The sequence below is a fragment of the Micromonospora sp. NPDC023814 genome (assembly GCF_040639595.1).
Taxonomy (GTDB): domain Bacteria; phylum Actinomycetota; class Actinomycetes; order Mycobacteriales; family Micromonosporaceae; genus Micromonospora.
Window position 1 is genome coordinate 19,491 of the sequence record NZ_JBFAAF010000060.1, and the last position, 21,124, is coordinate 40,614.

Annotated in this window: 22 protein-coding genes; 13 read left to right on the top strand and 9 right to left on the bottom strand. The window is 74.8% G+C overall.

The window, feature by feature from the left end:
* The first annotated feature begins 152 nt into the window (after positions 1-152).
* From AB0G14_RS26315 to AB0G14_RS26325, 3 genes are all read left to right on the top strand, one after another.
* Complete coding sequence (locus tag AB0G14_RS26315; protein WP_357701741.1) at positions 153-539, top strand: hypothetical protein; 387 nt, start codon at positions 153-155, stop codon at positions 537-539.
* A gap of 185 nt (positions 540-724) precedes the next feature.
* Positions 725-1,351, top strand: coding sequence for a LysE family transporter (locus tag AB0G14_RS26320; protein ID WP_357701743.1), 627 nt, complete (start codon positions 725-727; stop codon positions 1,349-1,351).
* Between the two features lie 34 nt (positions 1,352-1,385).
* Positions 1,386-2,036, top strand: a complete 651-nt coding sequence (locus AB0G14_RS26325) for an acVLRF1 family peptidyl-tRNA hydrolase (protein ID WP_357701745.1) — start codon at positions 1,386-1,388, stop codon at positions 2,034-2,036.
* A gap of 60 nt (positions 2,037-2,096) precedes the next feature.
* On the opposite strand, the gene AB0G14_RS26330 is transcribed toward AB0G14_RS26325, so the two are convergent.
* Positions 2,097-3,014: a neutral zinc metallopeptidase gene (locus AB0G14_RS26330; protein WP_357701785.1), complete on the bottom strand. Its 918-nt coding sequence runs from the start codon at positions 3,012-3,014 to the stop codon at positions 2,097-2,099.
* A 243-nt stretch (positions 3,015-3,257) separates the two neighbouring features.
* Here AB0G14_RS26330 and AB0G14_RS26335 point away from each other — a divergent pair, with 243 nt between their 5' ends.
* Complete coding sequence (locus AB0G14_RS26335) at positions 3,258-4,862, top strand: ABC-F family ATP-binding cassette domain-containing protein (protein ID WP_357701747.1); 1,605 nt, start codon at positions 3,258-3,260, stop codon at positions 4,860-4,862.
* 134 nt (positions 4,863-4,996) lie between these two features.
* Here AB0G14_RS26335 and AB0G14_RS26340 read toward each other — a convergent pair whose 3' ends face one another.
* Positions 4,997-5,596, bottom strand: a complete 600-nt coding sequence (locus AB0G14_RS26340) for a cadmium resistance transporter (RefSeq protein ID WP_357701749.1) — start codon at positions 5,594-5,596, stop codon at positions 4,997-4,999.
* A 206-nt stretch (positions 5,597-5,802) separates the two neighbouring features.
* Between AB0G14_RS26340 and AB0G14_RS26345 the strand changes: the two genes are divergently transcribed.
* From AB0G14_RS26345 to AB0G14_RS26355, 3 genes are all read left to right on the top strand, one after another.
* Positions 5,803-6,030 (top strand): helix-turn-helix domain-containing protein, encoded by a 228-nt coding sequence (locus AB0G14_RS26345; protein ID WP_007462679.1) that lies wholly within the window; start codon positions 5,803-5,805, stop codon positions 6,028-6,030.
* Positions 6,031-6,076: 46 nt separating this feature from the next.
* Positions 6,077-6,844 (top strand): enoyl-CoA hydratase/isomerase family protein, encoded by a 768-nt coding sequence (locus AB0G14_RS26350; RefSeq protein WP_357701751.1) that lies wholly within the window; start codon positions 6,077-6,079, stop codon positions 6,842-6,844.
* Positions 6,845-6,956: 112 nt separating this feature from the next.
* Positions 6,957-8,933: an ABC transporter ATP-binding protein gene (locus AB0G14_RS26355; protein WP_357701787.1), complete on the top strand. Its 1,977-nt coding sequence runs from the start codon at positions 6,957-6,959 to the stop codon at positions 8,931-8,933.
* A 4-nt stretch (positions 8,934-8,937) separates the two neighbouring features.
* Here AB0G14_RS26355 and mug read toward each other — a convergent pair whose 3' ends face one another.
* From mug to AB0G14_RS26385, 6 genes are all read right to left on the bottom strand, one after another.
* On the bottom strand, positions 8,938-9,585 hold the full coding sequence (gene mug, locus AB0G14_RS26360; RefSeq protein ID WP_357701753.1) for a G/U mismatch-specific DNA glycosylase: 648 nt from the start codon (positions 9,583-9,585) through the stop codon (positions 8,938-8,940).
* On the bottom strand, positions 9,585-10,352 hold the full coding sequence (locus tag AB0G14_RS26365; protein ID WP_357701755.1) for an SDR family oxidoreductase: 768 nt from the start codon (positions 10,350-10,352) through the stop codon (positions 9,585-9,587). The genes mug and AB0G14_RS26365 overlap by 1 nt, the downstream gene beginning before the upstream one ends.
* A 55-nt stretch (positions 10,353-10,407) precedes the next feature.
* Positions 10,408-10,854, bottom strand: coding sequence for a hypothetical protein (locus AB0G14_RS26370; protein ID WP_357701757.1), 447 nt, complete (start codon positions 10,852-10,854; stop codon positions 10,408-10,410).
* On the bottom strand, positions 10,851-11,669 hold the full coding sequence (locus tag AB0G14_RS26375; protein ID WP_357701759.1) for a DUF692 domain-containing protein: 819 nt from the start codon (positions 11,667-11,669) through the stop codon (positions 10,851-10,853). Before AB0G14_RS26375 ends, AB0G14_RS26370 begins: the two co-directional genes overlap by 4 nt.
* Complete coding sequence (locus AB0G14_RS26380; protein ID WP_357701761.1) at positions 11,666-12,565, bottom strand: TIGR04222 domain-containing membrane protein; 900 nt, start codon at positions 12,563-12,565, stop codon at positions 11,666-11,668. Before AB0G14_RS26380 ends, AB0G14_RS26375 begins: the two co-directional genes overlap by 4 nt.
* Before the next feature lie 150 nt (positions 12,566-12,715).
* Positions 12,716-13,288, bottom strand: a complete 573-nt coding sequence (locus AB0G14_RS26385; RefSeq protein WP_350685345.1) for a helix-turn-helix domain-containing protein — start codon at positions 13,286-13,288, stop codon at positions 12,716-12,718.
* A gap of 106 nt (positions 13,289-13,394) precedes the next feature.
* On the opposite strand from AB0G14_RS26385, the gene AB0G14_RS26390 reads away from it, so the two are divergent.
* Both AB0G14_RS26390 and AB0G14_RS26395 read left to right on the top strand, forming a co-directional pair.
* Entirely contained in the window at positions 13,395-14,264 is an 870-nt protein-coding gene (locus tag AB0G14_RS26390; RefSeq protein ID WP_357701764.1) for a carbon-nitrogen hydrolase family protein, read from the top strand.
* Positions 14,265-14,679: 415 nt separating this feature from the next.
* Positions 14,680-15,621 carry an RIO1 family regulatory kinase/ATPase gene (locus AB0G14_RS26395; RefSeq protein WP_357701766.1) on the top strand — a complete coding sequence of 314 codons (942 nt, stop codon included), beginning with the start codon at positions 14,680-14,682 and terminating at the stop codon, positions 15,619-15,621.
* Between the two features lie 43 nt (positions 15,622-15,664).
* Here the strand turns inward: AB0G14_RS26395 and AB0G14_RS26400 are convergent, their stop codons facing one another.
* Positions 15,665-15,913: a DUF2630 family protein gene (locus AB0G14_RS26400; RefSeq protein ID WP_357701789.1), complete on the bottom strand. Its 249-nt coding sequence runs from the start codon at positions 15,911-15,913 to the stop codon at positions 15,665-15,667.
* A gap of 91 nt (positions 15,914-16,004) precedes the next feature.
* Here AB0G14_RS26400 and AB0G14_RS26405 point away from each other — a divergent pair, with 91 nt between their 5' ends.
* The 4 genes from AB0G14_RS26405 to AB0G14_RS26420 all read left to right on the top strand — a co-directional run bounded on the left by AB0G14_RS26405 (position 16,005) and on the right by AB0G14_RS26420 (position 20,993).
* Positions 16,005-16,913, top strand: a complete 909-nt coding sequence (locus tag AB0G14_RS26405) for a GNAT family N-acetyltransferase (RefSeq protein WP_357701768.1) — start codon at positions 16,005-16,007, stop codon at positions 16,911-16,913.
* A 215-nt stretch (positions 16,914-17,128) separates the two neighbouring features.
* Positions 17,129-18,469, top strand: a complete 1,341-nt coding sequence (locus tag AB0G14_RS26410; protein ID WP_357701770.1) for a cytochrome P450 — start codon at positions 17,129-17,131, stop codon at positions 18,467-18,469.
* Complete coding sequence (locus AB0G14_RS26415) at positions 18,466-19,416, top strand: terpene synthase family protein (RefSeq protein WP_357701772.1); 951 nt, start codon at positions 18,466-18,468, stop codon at positions 19,414-19,416. The genes AB0G14_RS26410 and AB0G14_RS26415 overlap by 4 nt, the downstream gene beginning before the upstream one ends.
* A complete protein-coding gene (locus AB0G14_RS26420; RefSeq protein ID WP_357701774.1) occupies positions 19,413-20,993 on the top strand; it encodes a prenyltransferase/squalene oxidase repeat-containing protein in 1,581 nt (526 codons plus the stop codon). The genes AB0G14_RS26415 and AB0G14_RS26420 overlap by 4 nt, the downstream gene beginning before the upstream one ends.
* Positions 20,994-21,124 lie beyond the last annotated feature (131 nt).

The following is a 21,124-nucleotide window of genomic DNA, read 5'->3' on the forward strand; positions in this document are numbered from 1 at the left end:
GGCGCGGGTGTCCCACAGCCGCGGATGGCCCGGCGCGTGCGGGGACTGCCTTCTCTTCCACCCTGCCGCGTTCCGGCGGAGCGACGCCAGGGTGCGATCCGCGTGACATCCTCTATCGATAGTTGTCACCATCTATCTGGAGGAGACGGCACATGCGATCTCGGTTGCTCTCCATCGCGTCCGCGCTGGCGCTCGTCACGAGTGGCTCGGCGCTGGCGTTGCTGCCCGCCAGCCCGGCCAGTGCCCACTGCAGCGGGCACGGCACCCACCCGGATCTGTACAGCGGGGGTGCCATCTCGTTCGGGAACGGGACCAACATCCGGGCCTATCCGCACATCGACTGCGGCAGTCGCGGGCTCGGCTACCCGAGTCAGGGGATCGACGTCCACTGCGCCACCTACACCAACGCGCTCTGGATCTTCCTCCGTAACACCACCACCGGAGTCAACGGGTGGTCCCGGTTGGACGCCCTCAGCGTCTCGGAGCCCACCACCATCGCCGACTGCTCGAACACGGTCGCGGCGCACCGGCTGGCCTGACGCCCACGGCGGCGTCCGTCGCAGCCGGCGAGTGCCGGGAAATGGGTGGCGGCGGGTGAGGTGGGGAAGCAGGATCGGGGCGTGATCGAGACGTACCCGGTGCTGAGCCTCCCCGTTGCCGCGACCGCCGCCGCGCGGCGACAGCGGACGGTGCCCGGTCGCGTCTCGACCCGCCGCCGGCCGTCGTGACCGGCGCGTTCCTGGCCGGTCTGGTCGCCGGCTACGGCGTCGCCGTGCCGGTCGGTGCGATCGCGATCCTCATCCTCGGGCTCAGCGCCCGCACGTCGTTCCGGGTCGGCGCCGCCGCCGCGCTCGGAGTGGCCGCCGCGGACGGGCTCTACGCCGCCGTGGCAGCCCTCGGCGGGGCCGCGGTCGCCGGCCTGATCGCCCCGGTCGCGGGTCCGCTGCGGCTGGCCGCCGCCGCCGTGCTGCTCGCCCTCGCCGGCCACGGTGCCTGGCGTGCGCTGCGGCCGCGCGCCGCGACCGGGACGACCGGTGCCCGTCGGGGCCTGGACACCCCGCCCCGGGCCTTCGCCGGCGTGCTCGCGCTGACCCTGCTGAACCCCGCGACCGTGGTGTACTTCGCGGCGCTCGTGCTGGGCCGGGGCGATGCCGCCGACCCGGATCCACGGGCCGCCGCGCTCTTCGTGCTCGGCGCGTTCGTCGCCTCGGCGAGCTGGCAACTGCTCATCGCCGGCGGTGGCACCCTGGTCGGCCGGGTACTCGCCGGGCCGCGCGGGCGGCTGGTGACCGCGCTGCTCTCCAGCGCGATCATCGCCGCGCTGGCCGTCGCGATGCTGCTGCCCGACTGAGCCGCCGACGGTCCGGTGCCGTAGGTTCGGCCGTATGAGCAGCCGACCCGCAGCCGGGGGTGGCCGTTGGGTCGAGGTCGGCCCCGGCCGGGTCGCCCGCTGGGTCGAGGGCTTCGCCGACCGGCACGGCTCGCCCACCACGACCATTCAGGGGTACGGGCTGCTGCTCGCCGCGCCGGACGGCGCGACCGCCGAGCTGCACGCCCCGCCCGGTGCGCCGGCCGCCCCGGACGTGCCCGGATTCGTGGCCGCCGCGGCCACACCCCGCCGGATCGGCCTGCTGCTGGCCCGCAAGGGCGCGGTGGCGGTGGGCGTCGCGGCGGGGGAGGAGCTGACGGTGTCGAAGGTGGACACCCGGTACGTGCAGGGCCGCACCGCCGCCGGGGGCTGGTCCCAGCAGCGCTTCGCCCGGCGGCGCGACAACCAGGCGAAGGCGGCGCTGGGCGACGCGACCGAGCTGGCCGTACGGCTGCTGTTGCCGGAGGCGTCGTCGCTGAGCGCGCTGGTCTGCGGCGGCGACCGGCGGGCGGTGGACGCCGTGCTGGCCGACCGGCGGCTCGCGCCGCTGGCGGCGCTGCGCGCGGAGCGGCTGTTGGACGTGCCCGAGCCCCGGCACGCCGTGCTGGTCGGCGCGATCGCGGCTGCCCGGGCGGTCCGGATCCTGGTCCGCGACCCCTTCAACTGAACCGGGGCCCCGCTTGCCGACGCGGCGACGCGGGACCCCGTTGCGGGGCGGGCGACGGGCTCACAGCGCCCCGCTGAAGGTGTCGCAGGACTTCGGGTCGCCGGTGGAGTAGCCCCGGGTGAACCACTCCTTGCGCTGCTGCGACGAGCCGTGGGTGAACTCGTCGGGGTTCACCGGCCGGTTCGCCCGCTCGGAGATGGCGTCGTCGCCGATCTTCTCGGCGGTGTCGACGGCCTGCTGGATGTCCTGCTCGCTGATGCTGGTGAAGATCTTCTGGCCACTGGAGTCGGCGGTGCCGGTGGCGTTCTTCGCCCAGGCGCCGGCGTAGCAGTCGGCCTGCAGCTCCAGCTTGACCGAGAGCGCGTTGGCGTTGTCGGGGTCGCGCTGCTGCTGGCGGCGCATCTGGGCCTCGGTGCCGAGCAGGTCCTGCACGTGGTGGCCGTACTCGTGGGCGAGCACGTACGGCTGGGCGAATTCGCCGGAGGCCCCGAGCTGCTGGGCGAGCACCCGGTAGAAGGTGAGGTCGATGTAGACCAGGTCGTCGGCGGGGCAGTAGAACGGGCCGACGCCGGAGTCGGCCTGCCCGCAGGCGGTGTTGACGCCCTGGCTGAAGAACACCGTCCGGGACGGGCGGTACTGCTCGCCGAACGCCTCGGGCAGCGCCTTCTGCCAGTACGCCTGGATGGAGTTGACGTAGAGCGCGTTGCGGCAGTCGAGCTGCTGGAGCGCGTCGTCGGCCGAGCACTTCTGCTCCAGCGACGTGTTGTCGCCCTGCGGGTCCCCGCCGCCGTTGGTGGCGGCGTTCAGGCCGAAGCCGCCGCCGACGAGGGCCACCAGCACGGCGATGACGAGGCCGACGATGCCGCCCCGGCCGGCGCCGATCGGGATGGGAATGCCGCCCAGCCCGCCGCCCCCGCCGGATCCTCGCCGGTCGTCCACCTGGCTGGTGTCGATCCGCGCGTTCTCGTTCAGCTCCATGTCTACCCCGATCACCGTTTGATCCGTTTTGGTGGTTGCGGTACCGGACCGGGTCCGGACGGCGTTTCGGTACCCGATGATCTTGGTCGGTAATCCGGCGGGGCGGTCGGGCGACGCCCGGTACACTTGCCACGTGCTGCTCTGCGAAGGCTGAACCGCCCCGCGCCGACGGGCCTCGTGCCCGCCGGCGCTTTCGCGTGCCCTGAGTCAGCCCTTCCAGACCCCGAGAGCGAGTCCTCCGACATGATCACTGCCACCGGCCTGGAGCTTCGTGCCGGCGCCCGGATCCTGCTGTCCGACACCACGCTGCGGGTGCAGCCGGGTGACCGGATCGGTCTGGTCGGCCGCAACGGCGCCGGCAAGACCACCACGCTCAAGGTGCTCGCCGGCGAGGGGCAGCCCTACGCCGGGCAGATCGAGCGGCGCAGCGCCATCGGCTACCTCCCGCAGGACCCGCGGACCGGCGACCTGGAGGTCACCGGCCGCGACCGGGTGCTCTCCGCCCGGGGCCTGGACGTGCTGATGGCCCAGATGAAGGAGATCGAGGCCAAGCTCGCCGACGGCGCCGACGACCGGCTGGTCCGCCGCTACGGCGCGCTGGAGGACCAGTTCGCCTCCCTCGGCGGGTACGCCGCCGAGGCCGAGGCCGCCCGGATCTGCGCCAACCTCGGGCTGCCGGACCGGGCGCTCGCGCAGACCATCGGCACCCTCTCCGGCGGCCAGCGTCGCCGCATCGAGCTGGCCCGGATCCTGTTCCGGGACGCCGGCGAGAACGGCGGCGGCATCCTGCTGCTCGACGAGCCGACCAACCACCTCGACGCCGACTCGATCACCTGGCTGCGCAGCTTCCTCGCCAACCACAAGGGCGGCCTGATCGTGATCTCCCACGACGGTTCGCTGCTGGAGTCGGTGGTCAACAAGGTCTGGTTCCTCGACGCCACCCGCTCGGTGGTCGACGTCTACAACCTCGGCTGGAAGGCGTACCTGGAGGCCCGCGAGACCGACGAGCGGCGCCGCCGCCGGGAGCGGGCCAACGCCGAGAAGAAGGCCGGCGCGCTGATGGCGCAGGCCGACAAGATGCGGGCCAAGGCCACCAAGACCGTCGCCGCGCAGAACATGGCCCGGCGGGCCGAGAAGCTGATCGCCGGCCTGGAGGAGGTACGCGTCGCCGACAAGGTGGCGAAGGTGCGCTTCCCGAGCCCGGCCCCGTGCGGCAAGACCCCGCTCACCGCGACGGGCCTGTCGAAGTCGTACGGCTCGCTGGAGATCTTCACCGACGTGAACGTGGCGGTGGACCGGGGCTCCCGGGTGGCCATCCTCGGCCTCAACGGCGCCGGCAAGACCACCCTGCTGCGGATGCTCGGCGGCCTGCTGGAGCCGGACACCGGCGAGGTGCACGCCGGCCACGGCCTGCGGCTCGGCTACTACGCGCAGGAGCACGAGACGCTCGACGTGGACCGCACGGTCCTGGAGCACATGCGCAGCGCCGCCATCGAGCAGACCGACACCGACCTGCGGAAGATCCTCGGCGCGTTCCTGTTCTCCGGCGATGACGTGGACAAGCCGGCCGGGGTGCTCTCCGGCGGCGAGAAGACCCGGCTGGCGCTGGCCACCCTGGTCTGCTCCGGGGCGAACGTGCTGCTGCTCGACGAGCCGACGAACAACCTCGATCCGGTCAGCCGGGAGCAGGTGCTCGACGCCATCGCCCGCTACCCGGGCGCGATCGTGCTGGTCACCCACGACCCCGGCGCGGTCATGGCGCTCAAGCCGGACCGCGCCATCCTGCTCCCCGACGGCGACGAGGACGCCTGGAGCGACGACCTGCTCGAACTCGTCGAGCTGGCCTGACCCACCGCCCGACGCCGGCCCACGGCGTCGATCATGAAGTTGTTGTCGCGACGCCCCGGGCGGAGCGCAACAACTTCATGATCAACGCGGCTCGCGGCTCGCGGCTCGCGGCTCGCGGCTCGCGGCGAGGGGGGTCAGGGCAGGAGGGTCAGGAGGTGGGGGAGGACGTTCGAGGTGGCCAGGATGACCACGCCGATGGCGATGAACACGGCCGGGACGAGCCAGTGGCCGGCTCGTTCGACCACACCGGTCACCCGGGGGTGGCCGCCCAGCCAGGCGCCCGCCGCGCACCACAGCGCGACGAGCACCACGAAGACCAGCAGGAACACCGCGCTGTCGGCCGGCCCGAGGGCGCGGAACACCGGTACGTAGACGGCGATGTTGTCCGCGCCGTTGGCGATCGTCACCCCGGCCACCCCGAGCGTGGAGCCCACCACCGCCGGGGCCTCGTCGGCTTCCCGGTCGAGCAGCGCGCGCACGCCGAGGGCGATCGGCAGCAGCCCGAGCAGCCCGGTCCACGGATCGGGCACCACCAGCAGCCCGGCCGCGACCACCGCGCTGGCCAGCGCCAGCGCGCCGATGCCCAGGTACTGCCCGGCCACGATCTGCCAGGTGCGGGGGCGGCCGGTGCTGCGCGCGGCGACGAAGAACAGCGTCAGGACGACGATGTCGTCGATGTCGGTGGCGGCGAAGACCACCGCCGCGCCAGCGGCCGTGTCGAGGAGGTCCGTCACGTCAGGCAGGGTACGGAGCGCCCGTCGTCGCCGCGCGGGCACGCTGCGCCGACCCCGGCCGGGTCGGGAGTATCACTCTATCGGGAAGATGACAACGCATAGCGTGTCGGTTGGCGAAGAGTTGATATCTGGCGCATGATCGTTCGAGGCGGTCTAATAGGTGGGACCGTATCCGAACCGCACAGTCTGGGACGTGAGGACACAGCATGGCAGCCACTGGCACAGCCACCAGCACTGAGAAGGGTCGCCGGATCGTCGGAGCCGAGCGTCAGACGCTCGCCAAGGACCTGGTAAAGCGGTACACCTCGGGTGAGAGCATCCGCGCGCTCGCGGCCTCGACCGGCCGTTCCTACGGGTTCATCCACCGGGTGCTCACCGAGTCCGGGGTGCAGCTGCGGCAGCGCGGCGGCGCCCGGCGCCGCAAGAAGGCGTGACCCGCCCCCCAGCGTCGTCCACCAGCACCGCGCCCCGGGTCGTCCGGTGACCGCCGAGGCGACCGGGGTTCGGCTGGAATGCGAAGGGCCGGTCGCGACGGTCACGTTGTGTCGGCCCGACGTGCTCAACGCCCAGACCCCGGCGATGTGGCGCGCGATGAGCGACTTCGCGCGCGATCTGCCCGGCGACGTCCGCGTCGTGGTCGTCCGTGGCGAGGGGCGGGCGTTCTCCGCCGGCCTCGACCTGACGGTGGCCGGCGCCTCCGGGCCGGGCTCGTTCGCCGAGCTCGCCACCCTGCCCGAGCAGGAGTGCGCGGACCGCATCGCGGAGTTGCAGGGCGGCTTCACCTGGTTGCACCGGCCCGACATCGTCTCCGTCGCCGCCGTGCAGGGCCACGCGATCGGCGCCGGCTTCCAGCTGGCGCTCGCCTGCGACCTGCGGGTGCTCGCCGAGGACGCGAAGTTCTCCATGGCCGAGGTGACGCTCGGCCTGGTGCCGGATCTCGCCGGCACCAAGCGCCTGGTCGACCTCGTCGGCTACTCCCGCGCGCTGGAGATCTGCGCCACCGGCCGGCGGATGGACGCCGCCGAGGCGGACCGGATCGGCCTGGCCACCCTGGTCGTGCCGAACGCCGACCTCGACGCCGCGGTGCGCGACCTGACGGCGGGCCTGCTGGCCAACAACCGGGACGCGGTGGTGGAGATCAAGGCGCTGCTGGCCGGCGCTGCCGGCCGGTCCGCCGGCGAGCAGCAGCGGGCCGAGCGCGAGGCGCAGACGCGTCGGCTGCGCGATCTCGCCGGGCGGGGAGAATAGTAAGGACCGTTCGGGAAGATCCGGGTTACGACCGAGGTTGTCAGAGTCGTCGGGAGAATCGACCTGACGGTGCGGTCGACCCGACGACCCGGAGGTGAACGTGTCCAACCCGATGTCCGGTGGCGGCATGGCCGGTTGGAGCATGCTCCGGTCGATGCGCAGCCGCGACGAGATCTCCACGCACCGGCTCAAGCGCGGCGTGGCCCGCCGGATCGTGGCCTTCGCCCGGCCCTACCGCCGCGACATCGTCGTCTTCCTGGTGACCGTGGTGCTGGCTGCGATCATCGGGGTCGCCACCCCGGTGCTCGCCGGCGACGTGATCGACGCGATCAGCCGGGGCGGCTCGGGGGCTGGCGACCTGGTGGTGCGGCTGGCCCTGGTCATCGCCGCACTCGCCGTGGCCGACGCGCTGCTCTCCCTGGCCCAGCGGTGGTATTCGGCCCGCATCGGCGAGGGCATCATCCTCGACCTGCGCACCCGGGTCTACGACCACGTCCAGCGGATGCCGCTGCAGTTCTTCACCCGCACCCAGACCGGCGCTCTGGTCAGTCGGCTCAACAACGACGTGCTCGGCGCCCAGCGGGCGTTCACGTCGACGCTGTCCGGCGTGGTCAGCAACGTCATCCAGCTGGTGCTCACCGCCGCCGTGATGTTCACCCTCTCCTGGCAGATCACGGCGCTGTCGCTGGTGCTGCTGCCGGTCTTCATCATCCCGGCCCGCCGGGTCGGCAAGCGGCTCGCCGAGATCACCCGGGAGTCCTACAACCTCGACGCGAAGATGAACGCGACGATGACCGAGCGCTTCGGCGTCTCGGGGGCGCTGCTGGTGAAGCTCTTCGGCCGGCCCGAGGTGGAGGCGCGCCGGTTCGCCGGGCGGGCCGAGCGGGTCCGCGACATCGGCATCCAGTCCGCGATGTACTCGCGGACGTTCTTCGTCGCGATGCTGCTGGTCGCCTCGCTGGCCCAGGCGCTCACCTACGGCCTCGGCGGCTGGCTCGCGGTCACCGGCAACGTCAGCGCCGGCACCGTGGTCACCCTCGCGTTGCTGCTCACCCGCCTCTACGGCCCGCTGACCGCGCTGTCCAACGTCCGGGTGGACGTGATGAGCGCGCTGGTCTCCTTCGACCGGGTCTTCGAGGTGCTCGACCTGAAGCCCGCCATCGAGGAGAAGCCCGACGCCGTCGCGGTGCCCCGGGGCAGCGGCCGGGTCGAGTTCCGCGACGTGCGGTTCCGCTACCCCAGCGCCGCGGAGATCTCGCTGGCCTCGCTGGAGGAGGTCGCCGCGCTGGATCGTACGGTCAACGAGCCGGTGCTCAAGGGCGTCTCGTTCGCCGTCGAGCCGGGGCAGATGGTGGCGCTGGTCGGGCCCTCCGGGGCCGGCAAGTCGACGCTGTCCATGCTGATCTCCCGGGTCTACGACGTCACTGACGGGCAGGTGCTGGTCGGCGGGGTCGACGTCCGCGACGCCACCTTCGACTCGCTGCGCGACGAGATCGGCGTGGTGACCCAGGATTCGCACCTGTTCCACGAGACCATCGCCGACAACCTGCGCTACGCCAAGCCGGACGCCACCGACGACGAGATCTGGGCGGCGCTGGCCGGCGCGCAGGTCGCCGACCTGGTGCGGTCCCTGCCGGACGGGCTGGACACCACCGTCGGCGAGCGCGGCTACCGCTTCTCGGGCGGCGAGAAGCAGCGCATCGCCATCGCCCGGCTGCTGCTCAAGGCCCCGTCGATCGTGATCCTCGACGAGGCGACCGCGCACCTCGACTCGGAGAGTGAGGCGGCGGTGCAGCGGGCGCTGTCGGTGGCGCTGACGGGGCGTACGGCGCTGGTGATCGCGCACCGGCTCTCCACCGTCCGCGACGCCGACCAGATCCTGGTCCTCGACGACGGTCGGATCGTCGAGCGGGGCCGGCACGAGGAGCTGGTCGCCGTGGGCGGGCTCTACGCCGAGCTCTACCGCACCCAGTTCGCGGTCGCCGACTCGCCCACCCCGTACGTGGACGCGACCGGCCCCGAGCCGGTGAGTCTGCCGCTGCGGTCCTACGTCGCCGACGAGGCGATGCCGCCGGCCGCGGCCAACTGACGCCTCAGCCGGTGGCGACGACCGCCGCCTTCAGCTCGCCGAACGCCGCGCCGAGGGTCTCGGGGGTGAAGTGCGCGTTCAGGCCGCTGGGGTTGGGCAGCACCCAGAGCCGGGCGCCGGCGAGCGGCTCCGGCTGCGGGCCGAACGCCGCCTTCGGCCGGGCGAACCCGATCCGGTACGCGGTCACCCCGACCACGGCGACCCACCGGGGGCGGTACCGCTCGACCTTGCCGCTGAGGATCTCCGCCCCCTCCACCAGTTCGGCGGCGGTCAGCTCGTCGGCCCGGGCGCTGGCCCGCGCGACCATGTTGGTGATGCCCAGCCCGAGGCCGGGCAGCTCGTCCTGCTCGGCGGGGTGCAGCAGCCGGGGCGTGAAGCCGCCCCGGTGCAGCGCCGGCCAGAATCGGTTGCCGGGCCGCGCGAAGTGCCACCCGGTCGCGGCCGACCACAGGCCCGGGTTGATGCCGACGAAGAGCACGTCCAGCCCGGGCGTGACGAGGTCGGGGAGGGTGCGGTCCGCCGCCGCGGCGAGTTCCTCCCGCGTGGGCCGCGGATACCGGTGCGCGGCATTCCCGGGGTCGGGTGTCGGTTCGGGGCGGCCACCCCGTCCGGTGCCCCCGGCCCCGGCCGGTCCGCCGGGGGGCGGGACCACTACAGGCTCCGCAGCGCGCCACCGTCGACCGGCACGGTGACCCCGGTGAGGTAGCTCGCGGCGGGGGAGAGCACGAACGCGGCCACCCGGCCGAACTCCGCTGGCGCGCCGATGCGGCGCAGCGGGATGCCCGCCTCGGCCTCCGCGCGGGCCCGCTCGGGGTCGCCCGTGGTGGCGAACAGCTCGACGTTGCGGTCGGTCATGATCCGCCCGGGCAGCAGGCCGACCATCCGTACGCCCCGGGGCCCGTACTCGTCGGCGACGTCCTTGGCCATCCCGACCAGGCCGGGCCGCAGGCCGTTGGAGATGCCCAGGCCGGGTACCGGCGAACGGGCCGAGGTCGACAGGACCAGCCCGATCGCGCCGCCGTCGCCCTCGCCCAGGGCGGCGGCGACCGTACGCACCGTGCGGACGGTGCCCAGGAAGACCGTCTCGAAGGATCGGCGCCACTGCTCGTCGGTGACCGACGCGGCGCTGCCCGGCGGCGGCCCGCCCACCGAGACCAGCGCCCCGTCGAGGCGCCCGAAGTGCTCGCGGGCCGCCGCCACCAGCCGCTCCGGTGTCGTCGGGTCGGCGAGGTCGGCGGTCAGCCCGACGGCCCGGTCCGGCCCGCCGAGGCGCTGCGCGGCGGCGGCCACCGCGTCGGCGTCCCGGGCGGAGAGCACCACGCGGGCGCCGTCGGCGACGAGGCACTCCGCGGTCGCGTAGCCCAGGCCGCGGGAGGCACCGGTCAGTACGTACACCCGATCGGTCAGTCCGAGATCCATGCCGTCGATCCTGCCGTACCCGGGCGGATGCGCCAGCCGGGGGCGGTGGGTCGGGTCAGCGGCGTGCGGGGCGCAGCAGGCGTACCCGACCGGCGAGCTGGACCGCGACGGCGCCGCCGGCGCGCCCCCACCCTGGCAGGCGGCGGGGCCGTGGCGGCCCGTGCCCGTCGTAGCGGTCGGTGGCGTCCCGGGCGGCCAGTTCCTCCGCGCCCAGCGGCGGCAGCGAGCCCCGGTCGCGCAGGTCGCGGGCAAGGTCCCAGCCGTCGCGCAGGGAGCCGGCGGTCGGCCGCCCCGCCGCCCACCGGGCGAAGGTCGCCGGCCAGTCCGTGCCGAGGCCGGCGGCGAGCAGCGGCCAGTGCCGGGCCACGTCCCCGGCCCGCTTGCGCAGCAGCGCGGCCCGGGCGGCGGCGAGCGCGGCCGGGTCGAAGCCGGGCGGGGGCGGGCCGCCGGCCACCAGCGCCGCCACCAGTTCCGCCTGCCGGGCGGCCAGGTCGCCGTTCACGTCACCGCCGGGAAGCCGGAGGCGGTGGCGAGGGCGTCCAGCTCGGCGCGGAGCGTGGCCGCGGGCGGGTAGTGCCCGTCGCGTTCCAGCAGCAGCGCCGGCGGCCGGTGCCGGGCGCACAGTTCGCGCAGCAGGTCGAGCACCGCCGGGGGAACCGGGTCGGTGTGGGTGTCGTGGTAGAAGCCGCCGTGGTCGGCGCCGCCCGCCACGTGCAGGTAGGCGATGCGTTCCAGGGGCAGCCGGTCGAGCAGCGCGACCGGGTCGCCGCCCCGGTTGCGGGCGTTGGCGTACACGTTGGCGACGTCGAGCAGCAGGAACGCGCCGGTGCGGTCCAGGATCTCGGTCAGGAAGTCGGCCTCGTCGAGCTCGTCGTCGGGCCAGTCGAAGAGGGCGGCGATCGGCTCCAGCGCGATCGGCGCCGGCAGCTCGGCCTGTGCGCGGGCGACGTTGGCGCAGACCGCGTCGACCGCCTCCCGGCTGCGCGGCAGCGGCAGCAGGTGGCCGGCCTCGACGCCGCCGGCCCGGACGAACGCGATGTGCTCGCTGACCAGTGGCGCCTCGACCAGCTCCGCCACCGCGGCCAGGTGGGCGACCCGGGCCGGGTCGACCGGCTCCGCGCCGCCGAGGGAGAGCCGTACGCCGTGCGGCACGACGGTCACGCCGCGTTCGCGCAGCTCGGCGAGCCCGGCCGGCAGCGGCCCGGTCGCGGTGACGCCCTCCGCGACGACTTCCACGAAGCGCAGCCCGGGCAGGTCGGCGACGAAACCGGCGATCTCCGGTCGCCAGCCGATGCCCACCCCGCGCGGGCCGGTCATCCCCCGCACCCGCCTCCGCAGCCGCCCCCGCCGCCGCCCCCGCCGCCCCCGCCGCACGAGCTGCCGCCACCGCAGCCGGAGGAGCCGCCAGCGCCGCTCGCCGCCTGCCGCTGGATCTCGGCCTGCTCGGCGAAGCCGGGGTCCATCGCCCACAGTGACGCGGTGCCGAACAACGCCACCCCCATCGCGGCGCCCGCCGCGCCGTAGGTGGCGTAGGCGGGGGTGGACGCGGGCGCGAGGTAGGTGTGCTGCTGTCGCAGGCCGCGCAGCGCCCGGGTGGCGGCGCGGGTCCGCCAGGGCACCCGGTGCAGCAGGACGGACACCACGATCAGCGGGATCTGGCTCAGCACGAGCCAACCCACCGGGCGGTCGTTCGACAGGCCCGCGATGATCCGGAACACGCCGACCGCCAGCAGGAGGGTGAGCAGGAACGACCACAGGCGCAGCGCCGCCCGGCGCGCCTGCGTGAGCGCGAGCCCGCGCTGCTCCAGGCTGGTCCGGAGCTGGTCGAGCGCCCGGCGTACCCACTCGTCGCGGCGCAGTTCCCGGGTGGTGGCGTGCCGGCCGGCGGCGAGGTGGATCGCCTGGTCCAGCGGCGTGGTCCCGGCCGGCATGGGGCCGCCGGTGGTCAGCCGCCGGTCCGGTCGTACGCCGATCGCCCCGCTGCCCCGCAGCCCGCCGAGTGAGGCCCAGATCGCCAGCTGCTCCCCGCCGTTGAGGTAGGCGACCTGTTGCGGGCCGAGCTGGCCGACGTCGCCGGCCGGCGGGCCGGCGAGGACGCGGACGCGGTGGACGATGGCGCCGACGACGACCACGGCGGCGGCGAGGAGGTAGACCCAAAGGAAGACGTGCCCGGGAATGCCCCAGGTGTCACCCGGTGCGGCGAGGACAGACATCTGCTGCTCCTGTCGTGCGAGGGGATCGCGGCCTCATTGTGGAGCAGTCCCGCCAGGGCGGACCAACCGCGAGGGGCGAGTTACCGGACCGATACGGAACGGGTGGCGGCCCCGGACATCCCGGGGCGGCGCCGTGCCCGGGGCGGGCGGTCAGCGGCGGCGGACCGCCTCCTCGACCAGGTCGAGCACCGGGCCGAGGTCGCCGGCGGGGCGTCCCATCGCGAGGTGCAGCACCAGGCCGTCGTAGGCCAGTTCGAGAAACTGGGCCAGCACGTCGATCGGCACGTCCTCGCGGAGCACGCCCGCCTCCCGCTGGCGGGCCAGCCGTTCGCGGGTCGCCTCGGCAACCGCCGCCGATCGTTCCGCCCACCGCTTGGCGAACGCCGGGTCGGTCCGCAGCCGCCGGGAGACCTCCAGCTGGCTGCCGAGCCAGCCGGTGGTGTCGGGGGAGACCGCGCCGGCCAGCAGGTCGCGCATCACCTGGACCAGGCCGTTGCGGGCGACCGTCTCCACCATGGCGGCGGCGTCGTCCTCGGCGACCGCGAGGAAGAGCGAGTCCTTGTCGCGGAAGTGGTGGAAGATCGCGCCCCGGGACAGCCGGGTGGCCTCTTCGAGCCGACGCACGGTGGCGCCCTCGTAGCCGTGCCGCGCGAAACACGCCCGCGCGGCGGCGAGGATCTCCTGCCGACGCGCGTCGAGCTGGTCCTGACTTACTCTGGGCACGGGTCGATCGTGTCAGGTCACCCCCCGTCACGCAAACCGTACGTACGGCTTGGTTGCGCCGCACGAATGATCATCGGGCCTTCGCCCGCCCGCTACGATCGGGCCCGTGACGCCACTCCCCGCCGCCGTCGCGGTCCCCGCCGCCCCGCTGACCGTCGCCGCCGTGCAGGCCGAGCCTGTCCCCGGAGACGTGGCCGGCAACGCGGCGAGCGCCGCCCGGCTGGTCCGCCGGGCGACGGAACGGGGCGCCCGGGTGGCCGTGCTGCCCGAGCTCTTCCTGCCCGCGTACCACCCGCCGACGCTCGCGGCCGACCCGGCCGGCACCGACGTCGCGGCCGACGCCACGGCGACCGTCGCCGACCCTCGGCTGGACCCGCTGCGCGAAGCCGCCCGCGACGGCGCCGCCGCCGTGGTGGTCGGCGCGGCGGTCCGGCACCCGGACGGGCGGCGGACCATCTCGTCCCTGGTGGTCGACCGGGCCGGCGTGGTCCGCGTCGGGTACGACAAGCAGCAGCTCTGGAGCGGCGAACGCGAGCTGTTCAGCCCCGGCGACCGCGGGGCCACCCTGCTCGTCGACGACTGGCGGCTCGGGCTCGGCATCTGCTACGACGGCTGCTTCCCGGAGCACGGCCGCGCCGCCGCGGCCGACGGGGCGCACGGCTACCTGTGCCCGAGCGGCTACCTGGCCGGCTCCGAGCACCGCCGCGACCTCTACTACGCCGCCCGCGCGCTGGACAACACGATGTACGTGGTGTTCGCCAACTCCGTCGACGGCGCGGACCCGTGGCGGTTCAACGGTGGCGCCGCGGTCTACGACCCGGAGGGCCGGCCGCTGGCGCGGGGCGCGGACACCGGCGAGGCCGTGCTGGTCGTCGCGCTGGCACCGGAGGCCCTCGCGGCCACCCGGGCGGCCCACTCCATGCTGCTCGACCGCCTTCCCGACCAGGGCCGCGCCCGTTCGTCGCTGCCGGCCTGACGGAGGCCGCCGCTCGGGCCGGTCAGCGGGTACCGGAGCCCCGTAGGGCTCCCGAGTGCCGCTGCTCCTGCTGGACCTGGACAACACCCTGCTCGACCGGGCCGGCCCTTCCGCGCCAGGGCGGAACGTTTCCTGGACGGCGTCGGCGGTGATCTCGGCGGAGGCGCGGGTCAGCAAGCCCCCTCCCAGGATCTTCGCGCTGACCGCCCGGCCGTGCCGTCGGGGCGGTCCCGGGCGCGCGGGTCGGGGGCGGCTCGGGTAATTCGGTTGACCGGGCGCCGCCGGGCCGTGAGCATGGTCGGCGCATCGTGCACCCGGGCGTGCGCCCGGTCGAGGAGAGGGGGTCGGTCATGGCCGTCTTCGCAGGTCACATCCACCTGCCTCCATCAGCCTCGAGCAAGGGATCACCACCGCAGTGCGCGATCACGACCTTCCGGCGCGCGAGCGCCGTACCCGCGGCAAGCGCCGCTTCGACGATGACGAACCGCTCTTCCTGAAGCGCGGCCGGGCCGCCGAGCCCGCCCCCGCCGACCCCGACTCCGACGCCGAGCCGGACCCCGACACGGGGGAGCGCTGGTCCTCCTGGGACGACGCCGTGCACGGCCCGCAGCCCCACCCGGACTGGCTGGTCACCGAGCTGGCCGCGAAGGACACCGAGCTCGGTGTGCTCAAGACCGGCAAGGAGGCGGACGTCCACCTGGTGCGCCGGGCCGTGCCCGGCACCGACCGGTCCTGCCTGCTGGCCGTCAAGCGCTACCGGGACGCCCAGCACCGGCTCTTCCACCGCGACGCCGGCTATCTGGAGGGGCGCCGGGTCCGCCGGTCCCGGGAGAACCGGGCGATGGCCGGGCGGACCGCGTTCGGCCGACAGATGATCGCCGGCCAGTGGGCGGCGGCCGAGTTCGCCGCGCTGGCCCGGCTCTGGGAGATCGGCTCCCGGTACGGCACGATCTCCGTCCCCTACCCGGTGCAGCTGCGCGGCACGGAGCTGATGCTGGAGTTCCTCGGGGACCCGGCCGAGGGGCTGGCCGCGCCCCGGCTGGCCCAGCTGCGGCCGGAGGCCGGTGAGCTGCGCGACCTGTGGGACCAGATGGTGGACGCCCTGGTGGTGCTCGCCCGCGCCGGCCTCGCGCACGGCGACCTGTCGCCGTACAACCTGCTGGTGCACGCGGGGCGGCTGGTGCTGATCGACCTGCCGCAGGTGGTCGACGTGGTGGCCAACCCGCAGGGGCCGGAGTTCCTGGCCCGCGACGTCCGGGTGGTGGCGACCTGGTTCGCGGCCCGGGGGCTGCCGGCGGGGGAGGCCGACCCGGCGGCGCTGACCGCGCTGCTGCTGCGGGAGGCGGGGATCCGCTGACCGGGTGCCCCGGGCGGCCGGCGCCGGCCGCCCGGGGCACGGGTCACTGCAGGTAGCGCTCGACCTCGGGCTTGGGGCGCATCCCCTGGGCGTCCGGGTCGCCGTGGGTCTGCCGGGCGGCCCGCCGCCGGCGCAGCAGGTCCCAGCACTGGTCGAGGGACTCCTCCAGCTCGCGCAGCCGGTTGCGGGCGTCGTCGTCGGTGCCCGACTCGTTGGCCTGCGCGTCGGCGCGCAGCCGGTGCTCCTCGTCGACCAGCTCGGTGATCCGGTTCAGGATGGTCTTGTCGTCCATGCCCTGAGCCTGGCACAGGCCGTGCGGGCGCGCCCGGATTCCACCGCCGGCCGCCCCCGCCGCGCCGGCCGCTGCGGTAGGTTGCCCAGCCATGATCCCCACCGTCCGGGCCGCCGGGCCGCGCGACGCGGCGCCGGTGGTCGGCCTGCTCCGCGCCGGCGCGCCCCACCTGGTCGTCACGCCCGAGCTGCTCGCCTGGCAGGCGACCGGCAAGCCGGCGGAGCGCTTCGGGATGCTGGTCGCCGAGACGGGCGACGGGATCGCCGGCGTCGCCCGGACGGGGCTGCTGCACGAGAGCGCCGAGCCCGGGCTCGGCTTCGTCAACCTGGTCGTGCGTCCCGAGCGGCGGGGGCGGGGCGTCGGGTCGGCGCTGCTCGCCGCCGCCGAGGAGCGGCTCGCCGGGCTCGGCGTGCGCCGGGCGTACGCGCGGGTGGCCGACGAGCCGGCGGCTCGCTCCTTCGCCGAGGGACGCGGCTACCGGCCCGGCCGCCGCAACGTGATCCTGTGCCTGGACCTGGCGGCGGCGTTGCCGGCGCCGCCCGCGCCGCCGCCCGGGGTGCGGCTGACCACGGCCGCCGACCTGCCCGATCCGCGCCCGCTCTACGAGGCGGACCTGGCCGCCGCCGCCGACGAGCCGGGCGACGTGGGGATGGACGAGATCAGCTACGCCGACTGGCGGGCCGCGTACTGGGACCGGCCGGACCTCGACCGGGGTCTCACCACGGTGGCCGTGGCGGACGGGGCGGTGGTGGCGTTCAGCGTCGCGCTGACCGACGGCGGCGACCGCTATCTGTCGGGGATGACGGGTACCCGGGCCGAGTGGCGGGGCCGGGGCCTGGCCCGGCTGGTCAAGCACGTGTCGCTGCGGTCGGCCCGGTCGGCCGGCTACCGGCGGGCGTTCACCGTCAACGACGCCGGCAACGACGCCATGCGCGCGGTGAACGAGTGGTTCGGCTACCGCCCGGCGGCCGCCGAGTGGCGTTACCTGCGCTCGCTTTAGGAGTGACGCCCGACACGAATTCCTTCATGGATCAGCATTCCCATGAGCAAAATTCTCGTACGGCTCTGGCGGGTCCGAACGGGTGATGGCATGCTCTCCGAATCGTGACGTAAGGCAGCCGTCCGGGGGACGGTCTGTCACCACGAAGCGTGACTGTGAGGGGTGCCATGGCTGACCGGAGTTCCGACGGGCCGCACGGGCGGGCGGCGCGGAGCGTGCCACTGTGGAGGATGCTGCCGGGCCTCCTGCGCGACCCGTTACGCGAACTCGTCGCGCTGGCGGACGCCGCGGAGGGCGAGGTCATCCGGCTCAACGTCGGGACCATCCGCCCGTACCTGGTGACCGAGCCGGCCCACGTGCAGCACATCCTGCGGGACAACGCGGCCAACTACACCCGCGGCGGCCGGAGCATGCTCTGGCGGCCGGTGCGGCGGTTCACCGGGCAGGGCATCATGTCCGACGGCCCCGAGTGGCAGGCCAGTCGCGCGCGGATGCAGCCGCACTTCACGGCCAAGCGCATCGACTCCCTCGTGGACACCATGAGCCGCGCGGTCAGCGAGGCGGTGGACGGGTTCGAGGAGCCGGCCCGCACCGGCCGGTGGCTGGACATCGGCGCGGAGCTGGGGCGGGTCATCTGCCGGGCGATCAGCAGTGTCTTCTTCGCCGACCGGGTCAGCCTCGCCGACCAGCTGCGGATCGTCGCCGCCCAGGACACCATCGTGACCGCGCTGCGGGCACGGCTGCTCCTGCCCTTCGTGCCCGACGCCGTGCCGGTGCCGGGGGACCGCGCCCTGCGCCGCGCGACCGGTGTCGTTGACGACATCATGCTGCCGCTGGTGCGGGCCGAGCTCGCCCACCCGCGGGACAGCGACGACCTGCTCGCCGCCCTGACCCGCGCGCGGGACGCCGACGGCCGCCCGCTCGACGAACGGCGGGTCCGCGACGACGTGGTGGCCTCGTTCGCCACCGCGACCGAGACCACCTACGCCGTGCTGACCTGGCTGTGGCCGATCCTGGACGCCCACCCCGCGATCGCCGAACGGCTCTACGCGGAGCTGGACGAGGTGGTGGGCACCGACCGGGTGATCAGCCGGGAGCAGTTGGTCGCCCTCACGTACACCCGGTCGGTCGTGGACGAGCTGCTGCGGATGTATCCCGCGGGCTGGCTGCTGCCGCGCGCGGCGTTGGCGGACGACGTCATCGGCGGCACCCGCATCCCCGCCGGCAGCATCGTCGTCGTCAGCTCCTACATCACCCAGCGGCTGGCCCGGTACTGGGACCGCCCGGACACCTTCGACCCCGACCGGTTCCGCGCCGACCAGCCGCGCCGCGGCCACCGGTACGCGTACTTCCCGTTCGGCGGTGGCCCGCACCAGTGCCTCGGCAATCACCTGTTCAACCTGGAGGCTCCGCTCGTGGTGGCCACGATCCTCAGCCGCTACCGCTTCCGGCTGCGCGAGCCAGGGATGCCGCCCAAGCAGCTGGCGGCGGCCCTGCGCCCGGGCAGGCCGGTGGTCATGGCGCTGACCCCGGTTCGCGAGCAGAGGCCGGCATGATCCCGGCGCTGACGACCGCGCAGGACGGCACCGGGACCGGACCGGAGCCGGCAGGCGGGGGGCGGGACGAGCTGCGCGACGCGCGGGAACAGGGGCGGATCTGCGGCGTGGCCGTCCGCGGGCAACGCGACCTCCAGGCGTCGGCCGCCGCGCACCCCGAGCTGTTCCCCGCCGAGCCGTTCGACGCCATGCTGTTCGCCAACATCTCGCTGGCCATCGCGTTCGGCGCCCCGTGGTGTACGCCGCAGCAGCTGCGGGTCGCCAACCGGACCGTGCTGTGGGGCTTCGCCCTCGACTGGCTGATCGACCACCGGGCACAGTCCCGGGACGAGGTCGACCGGATCGTCGGCCGCTGCGTCTCGGTGGCCGCCGGCGAGCCGCCCGCCGCCGACGACCACCTCGGTGCCTACCTGGCCGCGCTCCAGGACGAACTCGCGACGACCCCGGCCTTCGCCGCACACCGTCCACTGTGGCGGAACAGCCTGGGCGCGACGGTGGCGGCGATGGCCCGGGAATGGGCATGGAGGGCGGCCTGGCGCTCCGGCGACCGGGCGGCCCTGCCGAGCCTCGACGCGTACCTCGCCAACGCCGACAACCTCGCCTGCACGATCGTCAACGTCGCGCACTGGATCCACACCGGGGACGAGGCCACGCTCGCCCGGCTCGACGACCTGGTCGTGGTCAGCGACGAGGTGCAGCGCGCCCTGCGCCTCGCCAACGACCTCGGCACGTACGAGCGGGACCTGCGCTGGGGCGACCTGAACGCCCTCCTGCTGGTCGACGACCGCGCCGAGGTGGAGCAGCGGCTCGCCGCCCTGGTGGACGACTGCCGGCGGATGCTCGTCCCGCTCCGGGCGGACTGCCCGCGGGAGGCGGACTACCTGGCCCGGCAGATCGGCTTCAGCAGCGGCTTCTACCAGCTGGCCGACTTCTGGGGGATGTCGTGACGGCGGCCCCGGTCGCCGTGGCGGAGGTCGGCGGGCCGGGGCTCGCCACCGCCGGGCGGGCGCTCGTGGCGGCGATGGCCGCCAGCCCCGCCGGCACGGTTTCGCCCTCGGTGTACGAGACGGCGCGGCTGGTCAGCGACGCGCCCTGGTTGCCCGGGCACGCCGGGCGCCTGCGCTACCTGGTGACCGCGCAGCGGCCCGACGGCGCGTGGGGGGCGCCCGGCGCGTACGGGCTGGTGCCGACCCTCAGCGCGGTGGAGGCGCTGCTGAGGTGCGTGTCCGGCGCCGGGCGGGGCGAGCCGACGCACCTGCCTGCGTCCGTGATGGACCGCGGCGTCGGGGCGCTGCGGCGGCTGCTGGCCGCCGACGAGCCGGTGCCGGACATGCCGGGCGTGGACCTGATCGTGCCCGCCCTGCTCGACCGGATCGACGCGCTGCTGCGCCCGGCCGGCGGCGCCGAGCCGTCGCGGTGGGCGCACGCACTACCGCTGCCGATGCCGCACGGCATGACGCGGCACCGGTCCGAGTCGGTCGGCCGGCTGCTCGCCGCCGGCCGGCCCGTGCCGGAGAAGCTCTTGCACGCCTTCGAGGTGCTGGACGAGCGGACGCGGGTGAACCTGCCCGTCCGGCCGCTCTTGGGCGCCGTGGGCGCCTCGCCCGCCGCCACCGCCGCCTGGCTGGGCGACCCCTCCCGCCCAGGGGTGGACCGGGCGGCGCTGGGCTACCTGACGAACGCCGTCGGGCCGGGGGGCGGCCCCGTCCCGTGCACGACGCCCATCGCCGTGTTCGAGCGGGCGTGGGTGCTCAGCAGCCTCGCCCGGGTCGGCGCGGCCCCGGACGTCCCCCGCCGGATGATCGCCGACCTGGCCGCCGTGGTCGGCCCGGACGGCGCGGCGACCTCGCCGGGGCTCCCGACGGACGCCGACACCACCGCCGCCACCCTATTCGCGCTGGCCCACCTCGGCCGTCCGGTCGCCCCCGACAGCCTGCTGGCGTACGACACCGGAGCGCACTTCTGCACCTGGCGGGGCGAGGACGGCGCGTCGGTCACCACGAACGCGCACGTGCTGGAGGCGCTGGGCTGGCACGCCCGCCACCAACCGGGGCGACCGCACGCCGACGTGGCGCGCCGGGTGGCCGGCTGGCTGATCGACGGCCAGCTCCCCGACGGCCGGTGGACGGACCGCTGGCACGCCTCGCCGTACTACGCCACCTCGGCGGTCGCCGCCGCCCTGGTCGGGTACGCGCCCGAGGCCGCCGCTGCGGCGCTCGACCGGGCGGTCGACTGGGTGCGGGACACCCAGCGGGCCGACGGCTCGTGGGGGCTGTGGGACGGCACCCCGGAAGAGACCGCCTACGCCGTGCAGGTGCTGCTCGGCAACGGACGGCCGCCGCGGCCGGGTGTCGGCGCCGCCGTGCGGCGTGCGCTGGCCTTCCTCGACGACCACGACGACGTCACCGGGCACGCCGCTCCACTGTGGCACGACAAGGATCTCTACCATCCGATGCTGATCGTGCGGGCCGCCGTGCTGGCGGCGCGGCACCTGGCGCGGCTGAGCGGCCATATAGGACACTGACCGTCGCACCGGGCCGCGGCCCGCTGCGCAGCGTCATGATCAGCACCGCTTGAGCGATCGTCGTGACACTGCTACCGTGCGCCGGGTCGGTCGAAGCGACACGCGCCTCCGCCGATCGGATGAATCAGGCT